At 64.3% G+C, this 18,992-nt stretch carries 15 protein-coding genes; 6 read left to right on the forward strand and 9 right to left on the reverse strand.

The genetic code is table 11. The annotated features are described in order from the left end of the window. The first annotated feature begins 50 nt into the window (after window positions 1-50). Window positions 51-356 (forward strand): hypothetical protein, encoded by a 306-nt coding sequence (locus R2733_03650; GenBank protein ID MEZ5375580.1) that lies wholly within the window; start codon window positions 51-53, stop codon window positions 354-356. Window positions 357-604: 248 nt separating this feature from the next. Here R2733_03650 and R2733_03655 read toward each other — a convergent pair whose 3' ends face one another. From R2733_03655 to R2733_03665, 3 genes are all read right to left on the reverse strand, one after another. Then, complete coding sequence (locus R2733_03655) at window positions 605-730, reverse strand: hypothetical protein (protein ID MEZ5375581.1); 126 nt, start codon at window positions 728-730, stop codon at window positions 605-607. Continuing rightward, window positions 727-921, reverse strand: coding sequence for a hypothetical protein (locus R2733_03660; protein ID MEZ5375582.1), 195 nt, complete (start codon window positions 919-921; stop codon window positions 727-729). The genes R2733_03655 and R2733_03660 overlap by 4 nt, the downstream gene beginning before the upstream one ends. Before the next feature lie 123 nt (window positions 922-1,044). After that, complete coding sequence (locus R2733_03665; GenBank protein ID MEZ5375583.1) at window positions 1,045-1,173, reverse strand: hypothetical protein; 129 nt, start codon at window positions 1,171-1,173, stop codon at window positions 1,045-1,047. Between the two features lie 356 nt (window positions 1,174-1,529). Between R2733_03665 and R2733_03670 the strand changes: the two genes are divergently transcribed. Beyond that, the gene (locus tag R2733_03670) at window positions 1,530-3,098 is read left to right on the forward strand and encodes an RNA-directed DNA polymerase (protein MEZ5375584.1); all 1,569 of its coding nucleotides are present in this window, start codon (window positions 1,530-1,532) and stop codon (window positions 3,096-3,098) included. 14 nt (window positions 3,099-3,112) lie between these two features. Here the strand turns inward: R2733_03670 and R2733_03675 are convergent, their stop codons facing one another. Then, window positions 3,113-3,628 (reverse strand): hypothetical protein, encoded by a 516-nt coding sequence (locus R2733_03675; GenBank protein ID MEZ5375585.1) that lies wholly within the window; start codon window positions 3,626-3,628, stop codon window positions 3,113-3,115. An 892-nt stretch (window positions 3,629-4,520) separates the two neighbouring features. Between R2733_03675 and R2733_03680 the strand changes: the two genes are divergently transcribed. Genes R2733_03680 through R2733_03690 form a run of 3 tightly spaced genes read left to right on the forward strand, consistent with a single transcriptional unit; the run spans window position 4,521 to window position 10,536 of the window. Then, the gene (locus R2733_03680; protein ID MEZ5375586.1) at window positions 4,521-6,071 is read left to right on the forward strand and encodes a class I SAM-dependent DNA methyltransferase; all 1,551 of its coding nucleotides are present in this window, start codon (window positions 4,521-4,523) and stop codon (window positions 6,069-6,071) included. Continuing rightward, complete coding sequence (locus R2733_03685) at window positions 6,068-7,384, forward strand: restriction endonuclease subunit S (protein MEZ5375587.1); 1,317 nt, start codon at window positions 6,068-6,070, stop codon at window positions 7,382-7,384. Before R2733_03680 ends, R2733_03685 begins: the two co-directional genes overlap by 4 nt. Further along, complete coding sequence (locus R2733_03690) at window positions 7,381-10,536, forward strand: type I restriction endonuclease subunit R (GenBank protein ID MEZ5375588.1); 3,156 nt, start codon at window positions 7,381-7,383, stop codon at window positions 10,534-10,536. The genes R2733_03685 and R2733_03690 overlap by 4 nt, the downstream gene beginning before the upstream one ends. A gap of 500 nt (window positions 10,537-11,036) precedes the next feature. Here the strand turns inward: R2733_03690 and R2733_03695 are convergent, their stop codons facing one another. The 4 genes from R2733_03695 to R2733_03710 all read right to left on the reverse strand — a co-directional run bounded on the left by R2733_03695 (window position 11,037) and on the right by R2733_03710 (window position 15,121). Then, window positions 11,037-11,369, reverse strand: a complete 333-nt coding sequence (locus tag R2733_03695) for a hypothetical protein (GenBank protein ID MEZ5375589.1) — start codon at window positions 11,367-11,369, stop codon at window positions 11,037-11,039. A gap of 495 nt (window positions 11,370-11,864) precedes the next feature. Further along, a complete protein-coding gene (locus tag R2733_03700) occupies window positions 11,865-12,944 on the reverse strand; it encodes a site-specific integrase (GenBank protein ID MEZ5375590.1) in 1,080 nt (359 codons plus the stop codon). A gap of 147 nt (window positions 12,945-13,091) precedes the next feature. Continuing rightward, entirely contained in the window at window positions 13,092-14,306 is a 1,215-nt protein-coding gene (locus tag R2733_03705; GenBank protein ID MEZ5375591.1) for an acyl-CoA dehydrogenase family protein, read from the reverse strand. A gap of 152 nt (window positions 14,307-14,458) precedes the next feature. After that, on the reverse strand, window positions 14,459-15,121 hold the full coding sequence (locus tag R2733_03710; GenBank protein MEZ5375592.1) for a lysophospholipid acyltransferase family protein: 663 nt from the start codon (window positions 15,119-15,121) through the stop codon (window positions 14,459-14,461). Between the two features lie 30 nt (window positions 15,122-15,151). On the opposite strand from R2733_03710, the gene R2733_03715 reads away from it, so the two are divergent. Continuing rightward, complete coding sequence (locus R2733_03715; protein MEZ5375593.1) at window positions 15,152-16,507, forward strand: carotenoid oxygenase family protein; 1,356 nt, start codon at window positions 15,152-15,154, stop codon at window positions 16,505-16,507. A gap of 19 nt (window positions 16,508-16,526) precedes the next feature. Here R2733_03715 and R2733_03720 read toward each other — a convergent pair whose 3' ends face one another. Beyond that, on the reverse strand, window positions 16,527-18,986 hold the full coding sequence (locus R2733_03720) for a hypothetical protein (protein MEZ5375594.1): 2,460 nt from the start codon (window positions 18,984-18,986) through the stop codon (window positions 16,527-16,529). Window positions 18,987-18,992 lie beyond the last annotated feature (6 nt).

The raw sequence follows: 18,992 nt of genomic DNA on the forward strand, positions 1-18,992 counted from the left end.
CTAGGTGCAAGCGGTCCAGCGATGTCACACTGCGTCATTACCGTTCGGCCATGACATCACGCAATGCGACAGCGAACGAGCACAATCTGGTCTACGGCGAGTCCGCCCATGAACTCCTCCGGGCCTTGTCCAAGAACCGAGGTCAGACCACGGCCTCGGGCATGGTCGAGATCGATCTCACGCTTTCGTCGGAGGAGGCATCGCCGCTCATACGGGCGCTCATGCGAGCCGAAGCGAGGCTCCTACTCGACGAAGCGGCTGCATTCGGCCCAGACACTGCCCTTCGAACGCCGGAAGAACGAGGGTGCGACGCGTTCGTGGAGATCGTTACGTCCCTCTCCAACGCCCTCGGTTGATGCGGTACTCCGCGCCGGTCAGGACCGACGACTCGTCCCGTACTCGACGGTGTGGAGAGCTGACTGCTGGAGCCACGGTCACATGAGCGTTGGGGTGGTCGGCAAGCTTCGAGACGAATCTGGCTTCCGCTGTCCACCTCGTGACGCCAGATCGCTTTCTATCGGAGGGCGCTCTAGGGCCGGCTAGGGACAGATCCTGGAAGATCTTGGAGGCATCTTGGTAGTCGTCGAAACGCCGCCCAAGGCCCCTACTCGGTAGGCCAGCGGTCCGGCCAGATGTCGATGGCGTAGACGACGATCGTCCCCTCATCGTCGAGCTGGCGAGCGATGTCCTCCAGCGCGGCACCAGCGACCCGGACCGGACGAGGGATCACTTGTCGCCGAAGACGGTCCTGTGCCGTTCCTCCAGCAGCGGCGCCATGCGGTCGAGCGACGCTTGGGCCGCTGGCGTTAGCTCATCGTCGGGCCCGTACACCCGAGCCCGACCTCGACGACCCCGCTCGATATCGGCGGCCAGATCTTCCACCAGCGCAGCCAGAGCATCGGGGTCAGCGGCGGAACTCATGGGAACCATGATGCCACGGCAACGCTCCTCTCGCGGCCGTTGGCGACGACCGACGTGCCGAGTGAGGCGGAGTAGGGCCAGCCGACCACCTACGAAGCCCGCCTTGATTTGACCAGCAAATACCTACTCGATTCGCATCCCCGAGATGGCCCGGGAGATCACGAGCTGCTGGATCTGCTCGGTGCCTTCGAAGATGTCGTAGGTCTCTCCCAGCGATTTCCGCTGTTCGCCGTTGCTGTCCGATATGGCCATTGAGCTGGGAGAACGCTGCCCGCCGCGATCCGTCGTTGACCGCCGCCGACCCCTGTTCCGAGCGAAAAGTAGGGATGAAAGTAGGGATGAGCGGGCTCAACCTCAACCCGAAGCCGTTTCGACCTGATCGATCTCGCTCCGAGCACCGTTCAAGCGACCATCCAATCCCAAGCAGCGGCACTGAAGATCCCACCGATGACCGTGACCGAGGTGCGCGACCACTCTCCCGGTCCGGACTCCCGCGGACCGTCGCAGCGCTCCGATTCGGCTGACCAGACTCCAGGCGACGCCCAACCGCGAAGCCGCCCAGCGAGCAAATCCAAGATCGGAAGAGATCGGTCGGTAATACTAGACACGTGGATTGGGACAAGGTCGTTGACATCGACCGAGCGTTGAAGAACGTCAAAAACGATCTCGTCGGCGACTGGTTTCGCGATCCCTGGGATTGGCCCGAGCTGGACTTCGTCGCCAAAAAGCGCCCCGACATCCTCTATGCGAGGTTGGGCGCCGAGGGTGTCGCACGCGCAGCGAAAATCGACGTCGCCAAAGAGAACTTCGGCATTCGGCCAGCGATAGTAATGGACCCAATCGACCGACTTGCGTACCAGGCGATTGTCGATTCTCTCAGCCTGAAACTGGGGACCGGCCTACCGGAAACCGTCTATGGTTGGAGGCTCCCACGCCGAGATCCCGAGAGAGGATCTTACTCACCCAACCGGACAGAGAACGAAATGTATCGCCGACACATTTCCACGTTCGGCGCACACGATAGCATGTCCGGCCTTAAGACCGATATTGTTTCCTTCTTTTCTAACATTCCGATCGATCGGCTGTCTGAGCGAATTGTGGAGCGAGCAGGAAGATCCAAGCCCGCCGACCGACTCATCGATATGCTCGCCTCATGGGACGGATCGCCCCGCAAAGGACTGCCTCAGAGAAGTGCGGCCTCAGCGCTGTTGGCGAATCTCTATCTCCAGCCGCTGGATGATGCCCTCCTGGAGAAAGTGAGGGTGCCCACTCGTCGTCGAGGTCGAACCCTGCGCGACATCTTTCACAGCCTCATGATGTACGAACGGATCCTCGACGGAGGTCAATCGGCCCGCTGGATGGATGATATCTGGGTCTTTCGCAGGGATGTCGGAGAGCTTCGAACAATGCAGGCACAGATCGAGGGAATACTTCGAGATCTCGGCCTAGACATCAACATTGCCAAGACCGCTGTGCTCGAGGGCGAAGATCTCAGAGCGGAAATCCTGAACTTCGCCCACAGCGCAGCAGAGACCTCCCTCCTCGGCGACCCGAAGGACTACCAGCCCCTACGCGACCTCATTGATCTGCTCATCGCTTCGCCAGAGTCATCAAATCGATCTACATTTAAGTTCACCTTCCGGAGAATGCGTGAGCACGCAGTTGACTATCGGCTCGATGACTTAGTAGAAGTTGCCCATCGCGCTCCGCATGCCGCAGATGCCTATGCAAGGCTCTTTCGGGATTCCGAGACATACAAGGATCTTCACGGGTGGTTTGTAAAGCACTGGAAGAGCTCCTGGGCAGTCTCCGATTGGTCGGTCGCCTCTCTAGCCACGATGTTCCCGGTCGCCAATATTCGCAAGCCAATGAGGGAGCTTCTGGCGTCACATATCAGTCAGCCCGGTGGAAGTCTTGCCAAGACATCCTTTGCGGCGAGCCGACTTGCCATTAAGGATCCCGAGAACTACCGGGCGGCAATAAGAGCCGCCCTCAAGAACTCCGATCATCCCCTTGAGCGACGAGTTCTAGCGCTGGCGGCTCTTTCCTGCGGTGAGGAGCGCCAGCTTGTGAAGAAGGCGCTAAAAGAGTTCTCTGCCAATCAGGTCACGCTCGAGATGCTGATGGCGACGAACTTCAGGACCCCAAAGATGATCCCCGATCTAGCCGACCGCTGACCTGAGCTCAACGATCATCCGTCTGCGTCCAACTCAATGACTACTTTGCGAGACCACTCGACAGCTTCGGCGGCAGTGGACCGTTCCGGCCAAGATCCAGAATGGATGGCCTGGTTTCTCGCGCCTGCTATGTCAATCCCCTTTCCAATAGATGGAAGGCCTGGCGGCAGAACACGTTCGGCCTCAAGTATCCGGAGCTTCTCGACAATACCGCCTGCTCGCTTGAGCACCGAAGCAACTGTCTCCGGCTGAAGTATCGACTCGAAGTGTCGCTGGATAGCCTGTTCAACGGCAACTTCCGCGGCTGACACAGCCGCCACGAGGGCCTGGCGGTCCTGCCTACGGCTCAAATAGCTCTTGGCCTCGCACCACAGGGATCGAGAAATCGTCAAGGGCTCTCCCTCAGAAACCTTCGTGAAAGCGCGATTGACTTCAACCGCAGACGCGTAGATTCCTCCTGAGCCTTGATGTTCGATCTTCCTGTGCATGGATGAGAGCATCTGCTGTGTGGAGCCAATGAAGAGCGGCACCTCGTGAACGTGGATGCGAGGCTCGACGTGGAGCGGTTCCCCACACGACCATGCAATCCACTCGGACACTAGTGCTAGCGACCGATCGAGCTCCCCTACCCTCAGCGAGTAGCGTCGCAGGTCAGAGAAGAAGCTGAAGCCGACTGCATAGACACGAAATTCGTCCGCCGCACGGGTCCGGCCCCACGGGCGCCCAGCAGGCTCCATCCCATTTGGAAGCTCGCAGTGCAATGCACCGGCATTGGTTTGTGAGGGGATCCGAATCCGATTGATGCCTGAATCTGTTCGCAGCACCAAGTCGAGCCCTAGGACCTCACGCTGCAGGGGCCAAGACCATTCAAGTTCAAAGACACCGAACATCTGCCTCTGGCCAACCGATGCCATCGACCTCACACTACGGCCGGCCGATGCGGAGGCCAAGCCTAGGTCAGGCGAGCTTGCGGTTCGCTCCTCGGCCTCAACACTCCCAGGCCCCATCGGACCCGGCACAGCCGGACTGAAATCGACACCCCCGCTGAGCCATCGGGTTCGAGCAACCTGACGTCGACGGGACCACTGCGACAGGGCTGCCACGGGGCCTTGACGCAGAGCGACAGAGGTGACTGAAGCGCCGAAGCGAGTAGTCGAGCACGCTCGGTGATCTCGCGGCGTCTCGCGCCGGGAGGTTCGAACGAACCTCCAGTTGTGTCTGACGTTTCCCGTCGTGATCAACGATGTGTGGCGACTGCGGACGGTGGTCGCTGAAGCGAGGCCGGCGAGGAGCCACAGCTCGGGTATGCACTGCGCTTCGAGCCGCGCACCTTGCGCGACGGGCTTCGTCCGAAATGCTGGCCGGCGCGCGATGCGGGCTCTAGTTTGATCCGATCGACGATCGGTCTGGAGGAAGGATCGCGTGAAGACGGACGAACTGGCGGATGTGCGCCGAACGCTGTGGGCAGCCGCCGATCAGATGCGGGCGAACTCCACGCTCGGCCCGGCTGAGTACCGCGGGCCGGTCCTCGGGCTGATCTTCCTCGCCTACGCCGAGCATCGCTTCGAGGAGGTCCGCCCCGAACTCGAGGTCAAGGCAACTGCCCGGCGACCTGTGACCGCAGACGACTACAAGGCCCGGTCGGTGCTGTACGTGCCAGACGAGGCTCGGCTCTCGACGCTCGTCGCACTACCGGAAGCCGCCGACCTCGGTGCGGCGGTCGATGCGGCGATGCGACACATCGAGACGCACAACCCCGAACTGAAGGATGTGCTGCCCAAGGGCTACCAGCGGATGGAGAAGGAGGTTCTGATCGCGCTCCTGCGGCTGTTTGCGCCGCTGCCTCGCACACTAGCGGGCGACGCGTTCGGTCTGATCTACGAGGACTTCCTGTCGAACTTCGCAGCCGCCGAAGGGAAGCTTGGCGGCGAGTTCTTCACCCCGTATTCGATCGTTCGCCTGATCGTGGAGATCATCGAGCCCTTTCACGGACGCGTGTTCGATCCGGCCTGCGGCTCGGGCGGCATGTTCGTGCAGTGCGCCAAATTCGTCGCCCGCCATCGGGGCTCGGCCAACGATGACTTGTCGGTCTTCGGCCAGGAGCAGAAGGAGGCCACAGTCCCGCTGGCGAAGATGAACCTTGCGCTGCACGGACTCTCAGGCGAGATCGGCCTCGGCAACAGCTACTACGATGACATCCACAAGAGCCTCGGCGCGTTCGACTTCGTGATGGCCAACCCGCCGTTCAACGTCGACGGCATCCGCAAGGACGACCTCGCCGGCGACAAGCGCTTCCCCTACGGCATTCCCAAGCCCGACAACGGCAACTACCTGTGGATCCAGATGTTCGCCTCGGCGCTCAACGAGCGCGGCCGGGCCGGATTCGTGATGGCGAACTCGGCCGGCGACGCCGGACACAGCGAGCGCGACATCCGCCAGAAGCTGATCGAGTCGAAGTCCGTTGACGTCATGGTCGCGATCGGCACCAACTTCTTCTACACGGTCACCTTGCCGGTGACGTTGTGGTTCCTCGACAAGGGGAAGGCCGGGACCGACCGAGAAGATACGGTGCTGTTCGTCGACGCTCGGAAGCTATTTCGCCAGATCGACCGTGCCCACCGCGACTTCTTGCCCGAGCAGATCGAGCTGCTCGCCAACGTCGTGAGGCTCTACCGGGGCGAAGACGCCGAGTCCGCCGACGGCAGCGACGAGCTGATGGACGCCAACTTCCCTGATGGTATCTACGTTGACGTCCCCGGCCTGTGCAAGGTCGCAACCATCGGCGAGATCGAGTCTCAGGGGTGGAGCCTCAACCCCGGCCGCTACACCGGCAGCGCCGCGGTGGAGGACGACGGCGTCGACTTCCAGGAGAAGCTGGAGGAGTTGTACGAGGAGTTCACCAAGCTCAGCGACGAGGCGGAGATCTTGCGGGCGAAGGTCGATGCTGCGGTGAGAGGAGTGCTTGACGCGTGAACGACTGGGAGTTGGCGACGCTCGAGGCGCTCTGCGAGGAGGGCGGCGGCTTCGTACGGACCGGCCCGTTCGGTTCGCAGCTTCACAAGCGCGACTACGTCGATGATCCAGCAGCGACCCCAGTGGTCATGCCCAAGGACATGGTCAACGGCCGAATCGACCAAGAGTCTGTTGCGCGGATCGATGACGACACGGTCGAGCGTCTCGCCCACCATCTTGTCGAGGATGGCGATGTCATCTTGTCTCGGCGCGGGGACGTTGGCCGAAGCGTTTCGATTCGAGAGGCGGACATCCCGGCGCTGGTTGGAACCGGGTCAATCCGCATCCACCTCGGATCTCCCAAGCGCATGCAACCCAGGTACTTCGCGTACTTCATGCGGTCCCGCCAGGTCATCGACTTCCTCGAAGGGCATGCCGTCGGCGCCACGATGCCGAACCTGAACGCCGGGATCGTCAACTCGCTCCCTGTGCCCATACCGCCTGCCGACCATCAGGCGAGGGCAGCCGAGGCCCTCGGCTCGATCGATGACCTGATCGACAACAACCGGCGGCGGATCGAGATGTTGGAGAAGATGGCACAGATCATCTACCAGGAGTGGTTCGTTCACTTCCGTTACCCCGGCCATGAAGACGCCACCTTCGTCGACTCCCCCCTCGGTCCAATCCCGGAGGGGTGGGACGTCCATCCCCTTTCCGAACTCGCAACCGTCGTCCGCGGGCGCTCGTACCGCAAGTACGAGTTGGCCGAGGAGGGCGGCCTACCGTTCGTGAACCTCAAGTGCATGATGCGCGGCGGCGGTTTCCGGCTCGGCGGTCTGAAGCGATACACCGGCGACTACAAGCCTGCACAGCTCGTGTATCACGGAGACATCGTCCTCGCTGTCACCGACCTCACCCAAGGGCGTGAGATTCTCGCGCAGGCCACCCTCGTGCCACGACTGGCCGAGGAAGCAGGAGTCATCTCGCTCGACGTTGCACGGATCCTCCCGAAGGGTCCCGAAGATCGCCTCTCGCTGTTCTTCGCCCTCCGCTGCAGCGACTTCGCCGAACGGGTCAAGGAGTACGCCAACGGATCGACGGTGCTCCACCTTTCACCCAAGTTCGTCGAAGAGAACGAACTTGTATGGCCGCAGGAGGCCGTCCGTGGTCGTTTTGGGGATCTCGTTGAACCGATGGTGACGAGCCTCGACGAGTTGCGAGAATCCGCCGACCGGCTTGCCGCTATTCGCGATCTTCTCCTTCCGAAGCTCGTCACCGGCGAGATCGACATGTCGGAGCAGGAGCTGAATGCGGTCGTCGAGGGGGCCCGGTGAGCCCGAAGAAGTTCAGCGAGGACGAGCTCGTCGAGCGACCGGCGATGGACCTGCTCGCTGAACTCGGATGGGAGACCGTCAACGCCTACAGCGAGGCGCTCGGTCCTGCGGGCACCCTGGGTCGGGATTCGCAGCACGACGCGTTCTTGACTCATCGGCTGCGCGATGCCCTCACGGTCTTAAATCCCGGAGTCCCCGGATCAATCCGCGAGGAAGCCCTCGCCGAGATCACCCGCGACCGCTCGCTGATGCAGCCGGTGCGGGCCAACCAAGAGATCCACGAGCTGCTCCGCGAGGGCTACCAGGCGCAGTGGATGGACGACCAGGGGGAGGAGCAGTTCGCCAACGTCCGCTACATCGACCTGTACGACTCGACGAAGAACGACTGGCTCGCCGTCAACCAGTTCTGGCTCAAAGGAGCACTGCATGACCGGCGCCCCGACGCCGTGCTGTTCGTCAACGGCATCCCGCTGGTGCTGCTCGAGTTCAAGGGCGCGTCGATCTCCGTCGAACACGGCTATGAGGACAACATCTGCGACTACCGCGACACCGTGCCTCAGCTTTTTTGGCCGAACGGATTCATCATCATCTCGAACGGGACCGAGGCCAAGGTCGGCGCCACCTACGCCATGTGGGAGTTCTTTGGCGACTGGAAGGTGATCGACGCAGCTGGCAACCGAGGTGTCGTCGCCCTCGAAACCGCGATCCGCGGCACGTGCACGCAGGACTACCTGCTCGACATCATCGAGAACTTCGTGGCCTACCTCGAACGGCCCGGAGGCCTAGTCAAGAGCGTCGGGCGCAACCATCAGGTGCTCGGTGTCAACGCCTCGATCGAGAACATGCACCGAGTCCGCAGCCAGGGCGACAAGAAACTCGGCGTGTTCTGGCACACCCAAGGGTCGGGCAAGAGCCTGTCGATGCTGTGGTTCACCCAGAAGGTGCTGCGCCGGCTGCCCGGCAAGTGGACGTTCGTAATGGTCACCGACCGCACCGAGCTCGACACCCAGCTCCACCAGGAGTTCGCGAGGGCCGGTGCGATCTCCGAGACCGAGAACGTGCATGCACGGTCGGCATCTCACCTGCGAGAGCTGCTCGCCGCCGACCACCGCTACGTGTTCACGCTGATCCACAAGTTCCGGATCGACAAGGACGCTGGCGAAACCGAGATGCCCGTGCTGTCGGATCGCGACGACATCATCGTGATCACAGACGAGGCGCACCGCAGCCAGTACGACACGTTGGCGTTGAACATGCGCCAGGCCCTGCCCAACGCCTCGTTCATGGGCTTCACGGGCACGCCGCTGTTGGCCGGGGAAGAACTGACCCGCCAAGAGTTCGGCGAGTACGTCAGCACCTACAACTTCCGTGATGCCATCGAAGACGGCGCCACCGTTCCGCTGTTCTACGAGAACCGCATCCCCGAACTGCAACTCGTCAACGAGGACTTCGAGGACGAACTGGAGGAACTTCTCGAAGCGGCGGAACTCGACGACGACGCCGAGGGGCAGCTGATCCGCCAGTTCACACAACAACACACCTTCATCACCCGGCCCGAACGGCTGCGAACCGTCGCCAAGGACCTGGTCGCCCATTTCGTCGGACGCGGGTTCGCCGGCAAGGCAATGTACGTCGGCATCGACAAGGCAGCGGCTGTCGCCATCTTCGACCTGGTCCAAGAGGAATGGGCATCGCACCTCGACGGCCTTAGGGCTCAGCACGACGTGCTCCCCGAAGCCGAACGGCCGTGGCTGGCCAGCCGTATTGAGCTGATGGAGACGACCGACATGGCAGTCGTGGTCAGCCAGAGCCAGAACGAGCTCGCGCATCTCGATGCCAAAGGGCTGGACATCCGCCCCCACCGCCAGCGCATGAACGACGAGGCACTCGACGAGAAGTTCAAGGACGCCGACGACCCACTGCGGCTTGTCTTCGTGTGCGCGATGTGGATGACCGGTTTCGACGCTCCGAGCGTGTCGACCATCTACCTCGACCGGCCGATGCGCAACCACACGCTCATGCAGACCATTGCCCGGGCCAATCGAGTCTTCCCGGACAAGGAGAACGGGCTGATTGTCGACTACATCGGCGTCTTCCGCAATCTCGAGAAGGCGCTCGCCATCTACGGAGCGGCCAACGCTGACGTCGACTCCCCGATTCAGGACAAGTCCGAGCTGGTCGAAGCCCTCGGCACTGCGGTGGAGGGGGTCGCCGACCTGTGTGCGCGCTATGACGTCGACCTCGACGAGCTGTGGGCGGCGAGCGGCTTCGAGTTCATCAGTCTGCGCGATGCGGCAACCGAGGCGCTGATCGCGGACCCCGACGTACGGGCCGAGTTCATGTCGGCGGCCACCGTCGCCCGCAAGCTCTTCAAGGCGGTATTGCCCGATCCGGCCGCAGCACGGTGGCAGTCGAAGGTTGCGGTGATCCGAGCACTCGCGGAACACATCGCCAGCTTGAACCGTGTCGTCTACGACCTAGGAGACGTGACCGACGCTGTCGATGCGCTTCTCGATCGATCCGTCGGTGCCGAGGAGTACGTGATTCGAACGGCGGCCGAGGATGCGGCGCTCGACCCGCACATCGACCTCTCCCAGATCGACTTCGAGTCCCTGGCTGCGCAGTTCGGCAACAAGAAGCGCGCCGAGACCGAGCGTCTCGCTGCGATACTCAAGGGCCGAGCCGAGGCAGGAGCGGCCATCAACCCCTCCCGGCTGGAGTTCGTGGAGCGCATCGAGGCGCTGATCGCCGACTACAACGCCGGAAGCCTGAACATCGACGAGTACCTCCGACGCCTGATCGCATTGTCCGGCGGCCTCAGCGATGAGGAGCAGCGAGCCGTCAGCGAAGGGATGACCGAGCACGAGCTGGCGGTCTTCGACCTGCTCACCAAGCCAGAGCCCGTCTTGACCGACGACGAGCGCGAGATCGTGAAGCAGAGCGCCAAGAAGCTGCTCGAGCACCTCCACGAGAAGCTGGTCCTCGACTGGCGCCGCAAGGCCGCGGCCACCGCTGGGGTGAAGACCACCATCAAGGACGTCCTCGACGCGGACTTGCCCGCCGACCCGTACCCACCGGAGGTATTCGATGCCAAAGTCGCCGCAGTCTTCGACCACGTGCTGACCATGCCTGCGCTTGCTCCGCCCGCATGAGGTCTGGCATCGCCACCGACGCAGCCACGCTCAGCGGTCCCACGATCCTGAACCCTACGCGCTCAGCACACAAGGGAAAACCGGAGACACAACTGGAGGTCCCGCTGGGACCTCCAACGCGAGATCACGCGAGATGGCCCACCGTCACGCTTGGTGATCTCGCGTGGCGCAGCGCGCGAGCGGCGTCGAGTTCGGTGTCCCAGCCTGCCCAACCCCGCCCCCACAGGTACCAGCAGCCCCACCGGGACCACGAGGGAGCCTGCGATGGAACACACGATCAATCGAACAGGGCGAATCGGACGAGCTGGGACAGACGCCTCCCGCTCGACCGGCCTGCTTGACGTGGACGCCCTGAGCGATCTGCTCGGTGTCACGCCTCGGTTCGTCCGCAGGCTCGTGTCCGAGCGGCGTGTGCCCTTCTTGAAGATCGGCAAATTCGTACGCTTCGATCCACGCGAGATCGACGAGTGGGTCGATCAGCAACGCCGACCCGCCGCAAGCTACGAGTAGATGGCGATCGGTTCAACCAACACGGCTGGTCCCCTAAGAGTTACCTCGCTGCGACTCGTACCGGTTGCCCTTCGCTGCTTGCGATTCGGCTGGGGCAGGTTGGCCGTGAGGCTCGGAAGAATCTCGCTCTGAGACATCGAGTCGCCTTCCTGGATGGTGCGCTTGACCCTGCCGAAGACGATCAGCTCCTCGCCGTGGAGACCCATCGGCTCCCCGACTATGAGTTCGGGTCGGGCGATGAACATGATCCCTGGCCCGCCGTGGCGCTCCTGCGCCACGATCGGGAAGCCGTCGAGACGAACGAGCTGTTGCAGCGCCTCCACCTGGCTGACCAGCTCGTCGGCACCGTCAAGGGTTTGGCGAGCGCGCTTGCAAGACCAGCGAGCTGGCCGAGCGCAGCCCCGACGAAGGCCATCCGGATGATCTCGGGAACCTCCAGGACTCCCTCGAAACGTACGAACTCGCCTCGTGTGATCTGAACGAACGCCGCGGAATCCATCGGACTCAGCGGTGCAACCTCATCGCCGAGGACATTCTCGAGCTGGGCTGCACGGCTCACCCGCGTGCTGGCGAGCGTGAAGGACTCCGACGTCGTCTTCGATGAGTCAAGGCTCGCATCGGCGAACCCGCCGACCCCGATCCGGCCACCCTTCGAGGTTTGGCCCTTGCGACGAACCGTCGTCTCCGCAACGGAGCCTTCTTGAATCTGCTCGAGGAACTCGCCAATCTGCTGATCGTCTCTGTAGACGAAGGATCGAAGTGGCACAGCACATCGTAGGCCTGCCCGCTGACATGCTCCCCGGCTGCGAGAGGCCGCCCTACTCGTCGAGCGTGTCTCCGAGGATCTGCGCCAACGCCTCGTCGGCTCGCTCGACGGCGTGCGCGTAGACCCGGAGCGTCATCGACGGATCTGCGTGGCCGAGGCGGTGCGCCACCGTGCGAACATCCTGGCCCGAGGCGATCGACTGCGTGGCCGACCAGTGCCGCAGATCGTGCAGCCGCCAGCACTCGTCGACACCGGCCAGCTCACGACTCCGGCGCCACCACCAACCGATGCGGTCCGGGTTCGGCGGCTCCGCATCGGGCGTGAACAGCCACTCGGTCACCTCGCCGTACTTCGCCGCCTTCTCCCCCACCTGCGCCACCAACGACGCGCTCAACGTCACCACCCGCCGGCTCCCGGTCTTCGTCGGCTCCAGCCTCGGCGCCCGCACCCCACCCTGCGTCGACACGATGATCTGGCCGTCGACCACCACCTTGTCGTCGACGAACTTGTCCCACCGCAACGCCGCCAGCTCACCACGCCGCGCCCCGGTCTCGGCCGCCAACCGGAACGCCAGCGGCGCCATCTCGTGCACCTCGGCAGCCACCTCGATCAGGCGCCGCACCTCGTCGTTGGTGAGCGTCCCCTTCTGCCGCCGCTTCGGCTGCTCGACCGGCGCAGCCGACGCCGGGTTCGTCGGGATCCACTCCCACCGCACCGCCTGCTGCAGCGCCGCCCGCAACACCGTGTGCTGGTTGCGAATCGACGCCTCCCCCGCCCCGGCCCGCCGGAGCCGAGCCACCCAGCGGTCGATGTCGGACACGCCGAGCGACGCCACCGACATCGACGCGATCGGGTCCTTCTTCACCTGCGTCGCCCGCGAGGTCTGATCTCGCACGGTCAGCGGCGCCCAGCTCGGCGTCTTGGTCTCGAGCCACTCGTCGAGCAGCTGCGCGACCTTGCGTCCGCCGGCGTTGCGCGCCGGCTTCACGGTCAGCTCGGCCGCCGCACGCTGCGCGTCGCGCTTGGTGCCGTAGATCGTGCGCGACACCTGGGTCGGCTTTCCGGTGCGGTCGCGACCGGTGTAGCCCCGCACCTCCCACACCCCGCTTCGCCGTTCCCGGATGCTCGCCATAGGGGTGAACCCTAGTCGCGTTGCATCCCACGGGAGTAGGGATGAGAGTAGGGATGGACCGATTCCTCGGCCCGAGTGACCGCTGGTGACCCTTGCTGCCCCCTGTGACCGAATCGGCCTCGGAGGCAGCAAAGGTCCAGGTCAGCGCTATTCGATACGCATCCCCGAGATGGCCCGGGAGATCACGAGCTGCTGGATCTGCTCGGTGCCTTCGAAGATGTCGTAGATCTTGGCGTCACGGTGCCAGCGCTCGACCGGATACTCCCGGGTGTAGCCGTAGCCGCCGAGGATCTGGATGGCTCGCTCGGTGGCCTGGACGGCGACTCGGCCGGCCTTGAGCTTGGCCATGGAACCTTCGGCGCACTTGAACTGGCGCTGCTTGCCGAGCCATGCGGCCCGACGCACGAGCAGGCGGGCGGCATCGATCTCGGTGGCCATGTCGGCCAGCATGAAGGCGATCGACTGATTCATGATGATCGGCCGACCGAAGGCGTGACGCTCCTTCGCGTACTCGAGCGAGTACTCGTACGCCGCCCGGGCGATACCGAGCGCCTGGGCACCGACAGCGGGGCGAGTGGCCTCGAAGGTCTGCATGGCAGCCTGTGAGTTGCCGGACTTGCCCTCACGGACCCGAGCCAGTCGCTCATCGAGCTTCTCCTTGCCGCCGAGCAGGCAGCGACCAGGGATGCGACAGTCATCGAGCACGACCTCTGCAGTGTGCGACGCACGGATGCCGTGCTTGGCGTACTTCTGGCCCATCGACAGCCCGGGGGTGTTGGGCGGCACGATGAAGCTGGCGTGACCCTTCGAGCCGAGCTCGGGATCGACGACGGCCACCACCACGTGGATGTTGGCGATGCCACCGTTGGTGATCCACGCCTTGGTGCCGTTGAGCACCCACTCGTCATTCGCCTCGTCGTACTTGGCCCGCAGGCGGTAGGCATTGACGTCGGAACCGGCGTCGGGCTCGGACGCACAGAAGGCGCCGACCTTGACATCGTCGGCGGTGCCGTAGCACTGGGGCACCCACTCGAGCACCTGCTCGCTGGTCCCACTGGCAGCAATGCCGGCGGCGGCGAGACCGGAGCCCATGATCGCCATGCCGAGTCCGGCGTCGCCCCAGAACATCTCCTCGAGCGCCACCATCATCGACTGACCGGTGGGGTCGTTCATCATCATCTCGGCCATGAATTCCCAGCCGTAGAGCCCGATCGACGCCGCCTCCTGGACGAACGACCACGGGAACTCCTCGCGCTCGTCCCATTCGGCTGCCTGCACCCGCATGACATCTTCGGCGAATCCGTGGATCCACTTCTGCAGCTGCACCTGATCTTCGTTGAGTGCGAGCGAGAACTCGGCCATCGGGGAACCTCCAGAGTAAACGGGCAACTTGTTACCGGCGAGTAACAAGAGGATACGCCTCCGGGAGGAGCAAGCGCAACGAAAAGTTACCGGCCGGTATCAGCATCGGCCGAACGGGGCGAAGGATGAGCAGGTGAGGGCTGCGAATGGGCTCAGGTCGTGGGCGGAAGAAGTTTGGCGATGGCCGCCATGACGCGGGCGGCGTCGGCCGGATCGTCGTCGCCGCTCAATTCGATTGCCGGCCCGACCCGTAGCCGGACGGGGGGGCGAGGAATCCGCGGTTGCGGCATGCGACCCCGGGGCCACAGCACCTCGGTGCCCGAGAAGGCGACGGGAATGACGACAGCACCCGCTTCACGGGCGATGCGGGCAACGCCAGGTCGCGCGTGGCCGACGCCGTCGACCCACTGGTCGGGCGGCACGAGTCGCCCCTCGGGCATCATCGCCACGAGCTGACCACTTCGCAGGCTGGCGATCGCATCGGCTTCGGCTTCCTCCCGATGGGCCTTGGAGGTAGGGATGCAACCGATGGCGTGGAGGAAGGCGGCACCGGGACCCTTCTCCATCAGGTCACCGCGGAGCATGATTCGGCACGACAGCCCGAACTTGTCGAAGATGGCCATGGTGGCGACCATGTCGAACAGGCTCCGATGGTTACCGGCAAACAGCATCGGCCGGTTCTCGACGAGGCCGAGCGTCTCGGGGAGGTCGAGCCGTGCCGCCGCCTTGGCAATCAGCGCCATCGCTTTCGCTCCGCGCATGAAGGCGTCGTGCTTGTCGATGGGCCGGGTGAAGGCAGACGAAGGAATGGTCATCGCACAGCAGGCTAGAGGTAGGGTCGCGCCGTGACTGTGACCGATGATGATCGTCCGCTCCCCTTTCACCTGCGGGGTAACTACGCCCCGGTCTTCGAGGAGGTGACCGAGACCGAGCTGACCGTCGAGGGGCAGCTGCCGGCCGAACTCACCGGGCTCTACGTCCGCAATGGCGCCAACCCGAAGACGGGCCGCTCACCCCACTGGTTCGCCGGTGACGGCATGTTGCACGGGGTGCGCATCGATGGCGGGAACGCCTCGTGGTACCGCAATCGCTGGGTACGGACCAAGCACCTCGACGATCCGAAAGCCCGTCAGATCGGACCCGACGGCTCGGTCGACCGGACCATCGGTGTCAACAACACCCACATCGTCCGTCACGCCGGCAAGATCCTGTCGCTGGTCGAGTCGAGCTTTCCCTGCGAGATGACCCCCGAGCTCGACACGGTCGGCGTCTACGACTTCGACGGTCGCCTCGACACGGCGATGACCGCCCACCCGAAGATCTGCGCACTCACGGGCGAGATGCACTTCTTCGGCTACGGCTTCTTCCCGCCCTACCTCACCTACCACCGGGTGTCCGCCGACGGCGAGCTCGTGCAGTCCGAGGTCATCGACGTCGCCGGTCCGACCATGATCCACGACTTCTCGATCACCGAGCACCACGTGCTGTTCATGGACCTGCCGGTCGTGTTCGACCTCGACCTGGCCATGAAGGGCGGCATGCCCTACCGATGGGACGACGACTACGCAGCGCGGGTCGGTGTGATGCCCCGAGGCGGTACGGGCAACGACGTTCGCTGGTTCGACGTCGACCCCTGCTACGTGTTCCACCCCATGAACAGCTTCGAGCAGTCGACGGCCGGCGGCGGAACGTCGATCGTGGTCGATACTGCCCGCTACCCCGACCTGTGGCGGGCCGACTCGGCCAAGTTCAACAACGATGCTGCGCTCCACCGCTGGACGCTCGATCTCGACACCGGCTCGGTCGCCGAGGAACCCCTCGACGATCGTCTCATCGAGTTTCCCCGGGTGCACGACGACCTCGTCGGCCTGGTCAACCGCTACGGCTACGCGGTGGCGACCGAGCAGATCGGTGACTCGGCGCCGAAGAGCCAGCTGGTGAAGTACGACCTCGAGTCGGGTGCCAGCGAGGTCCACGATTTCGGCACCGACCGGATCACCGGCGAGGCGGTGTTCGTCCCGGCCGAGGCAGCCACGAGCGAAGACGAGGGATGGCTCATGTCGTTCGTCTACGACAAGCCGAGTGACACCAGTGCACTGGTGGTGCTCGACGCGACGAACGTCGCTGCCGAGCCCGTCGCGACGGTCCAGCTCCCCCGCCGGGTGCCCTTCGGCTTCCACGGCTCCTGGTTCACCGACTGATCGTCGGCCTCGGTCAACGTCAGACGATGACGACCGTGAGGACCGCGGACGCCACCGAGACGTTGCCCGCCGCGTCGTAGGCCCGCACCACGAAGTCGTAGCTACCGGGCGCCAGCCCAGTGATGGTCCCGCTCACCGACACCACATCGAGGAGCACCGTGTCGGTGAGGGGATCGACGATCTGATAGCCGGCGACGGCGACGTTGTCGGTGGAGGCCAGCCATTCCAGGTCGACCGAGTCGACGCCGATCGTGATCGCGGTCAGATCGCTCGGGGCCGTCGGTGCCTCGATGTCGGGCGCCGGCGTGTTCACCACGGTGACCGACCGATTGCCCGACTTCCACGACGTGTTGCCGGCGGCGTCGAACGCCTTCAGGTAGTAGCTGTAGGTGCCGTCGGTCAGCCCCGTGAGGGTCAGTGTCTCGCTCGGCGAGGTGGCGACCACCGCATTCGTAGCTGCGTCATAGAGCGTGTAGCCGGCGACGCCCACGTTGTCGGTCGACGGCGTCCAGTCGAGCTCGACGGTGTCATCGATGTTGGACACGACGTTGGGGGCACCCGGCACGGTGGGGCGCTGGGTGTCGGGCGGCGGGCCGGTGACCACGGTGACCGAACGGCTGCCGGAGCGCCACGAGATGTTGCCCGCTTCGTCGAACGCCTTCAGGTAGTAGCTGTAGGTACCGTCGGCCAGACCGGTGAGCGTCAGCGATGCCGTTGCCGAGGTCGACACCACGGCGTTCGTTGCCGAGTCGTAGAGCGTGTAGCCGGCGACACCGATGTTGTCGGTTGACGGCGTCCAGTCCAACACCACCGTGCCGTTCACGTTCGACACGATGCTCGGCGACCCCGGGGTGGACGGGCGCTCGGTGTCGACGGGGATGCCGGTGACCGTGAAGGTGGTGAAGCCCGATCGCCAGGAGATGTTTCCTGCTGCGTCGTAGGCCTTCACGTAGACGGTGTAGGTGCCCGGTGCCAGCTCGATGATGGTGCCCGATTCGGTGAGGGCATCGAGTAGCACGGCGTTCGTGGTCGAGTCGTAGATCCGGTAGCCCTCGACCCCGACCGCGTCGGTCGACGCTCCCCAGACCAGATCGACCGAGTCGACGCCGATGTTGGTCACCTGGGCTGCGCCCGGGGTGCTGGGCCGCACGAAGTCGAAGCTCGACGTGTCACACAGCCGGGTCATGGCGTACTGGGTGACGTTGTTGGTCGAGATCAGTGCGCCGCCCAGCCAGAGACAGCCATTGCCGTCATCCTGGATCGCCCAGAGGCCCGAGCCCGAGGAGTTGATGTCGGGCCGGAAGCTGATGATGTGCAGCCCGGTGGTGGCATCGAACGCCGACACCCACGAGTTGGGGCTCTGGGCGAACGGCACGGCGTTGGTCTCACCGACGGGCGGAGTGCCCGCCCACATGACGCCATCGGCGCTGGCGAGGATGGTGTCCTGGCGGCAGTGGCAGCCGGCGTACACCCGGTCGCCGACCAGCTCGAGCACCTGGTAGTCGCCCCGATACTTCGACAGGTGGAAGGTCTCGAGCGACAGGTCGGACTCGTTCAGCACCTGGAGGTAGTACTGACTGCCGGCAACGAACACCTTGCCGTTCACGGCGAGGACGTCGTAGGCGTACTGGTTGTAGATGCTCGTGGCATTGACCTGCAGCGGCTCGACGCCAACGGTGTTGGTGCCGTCCGACAACTCGAGGCTCACGAAGCCGCCGACGATGGGCGAACCGTTGGCCATCTTGATCGTGCCGACGGCGTACACCCGACCGGCCGACGGGGAGACGTCGATGCCCCACACCGAGCCGTTGCTGAGCACCGGACGCCACGACGGATCGTGGGCACCGGTGGTGAGGTCGAAGCGAGCGACGCGGTTGGCCACGTTGCCGCCGGCCGAGCTCGAGATCGAGGTGAAGCCCCCGGCCGCGTAGAGCTGGGTGCCATCGATGTCGAAGTCGCGGACAAGCTGGTAGCCACCGACCCGCCCGCTCCAGCCGGTGTCGATCGCGCCGGTCGCCGGATCCAGGGCGATGAGGGCCCCGGTGCTGGTGCCGTTGACGGTGGTGAAGTCACCGCCGACGAAGAGGCGGCTGCCGTCGGGTGACGCCTCGAGGGCATAGACGGCGCCGTCGAAGCTCGGGGTGAAGGTGGGGATCCACTCGCCGGTGGTGGCATCGAATGCGGCAAGGCTCGACTGGGCGACGGTGGCCACGCCATCGGTGACATCGGTGAAGCGACCGCCCACGTAGAGCACGTTCCCGATGCGGGCCATGTCGAAGATCGGCGCATCGATGTTGTCGGTCTCGGTGCCGGTCTGCAGACCGCTCACGCCCCAGGTGGTCGTTGGCAACGACGCCAGCTCGGCACCGACAGGTGCCACCGACGAGCCGATGCCGAACACGACGCCGGCCAGCATGAGCAGGGCAACCGCAACGGCTCGGGTCGCCCGGAATCCATGGTTCGCCAGAGATGTGTTCATGCTCGC

Source organism: Acidimicrobiales bacterium, from assembly GCA_041394265.1.
Lineage (GTDB): Bacteria > Actinomycetota > Acidimicrobiia > Acidimicrobiales > SZUA-35 > JBBQUN01.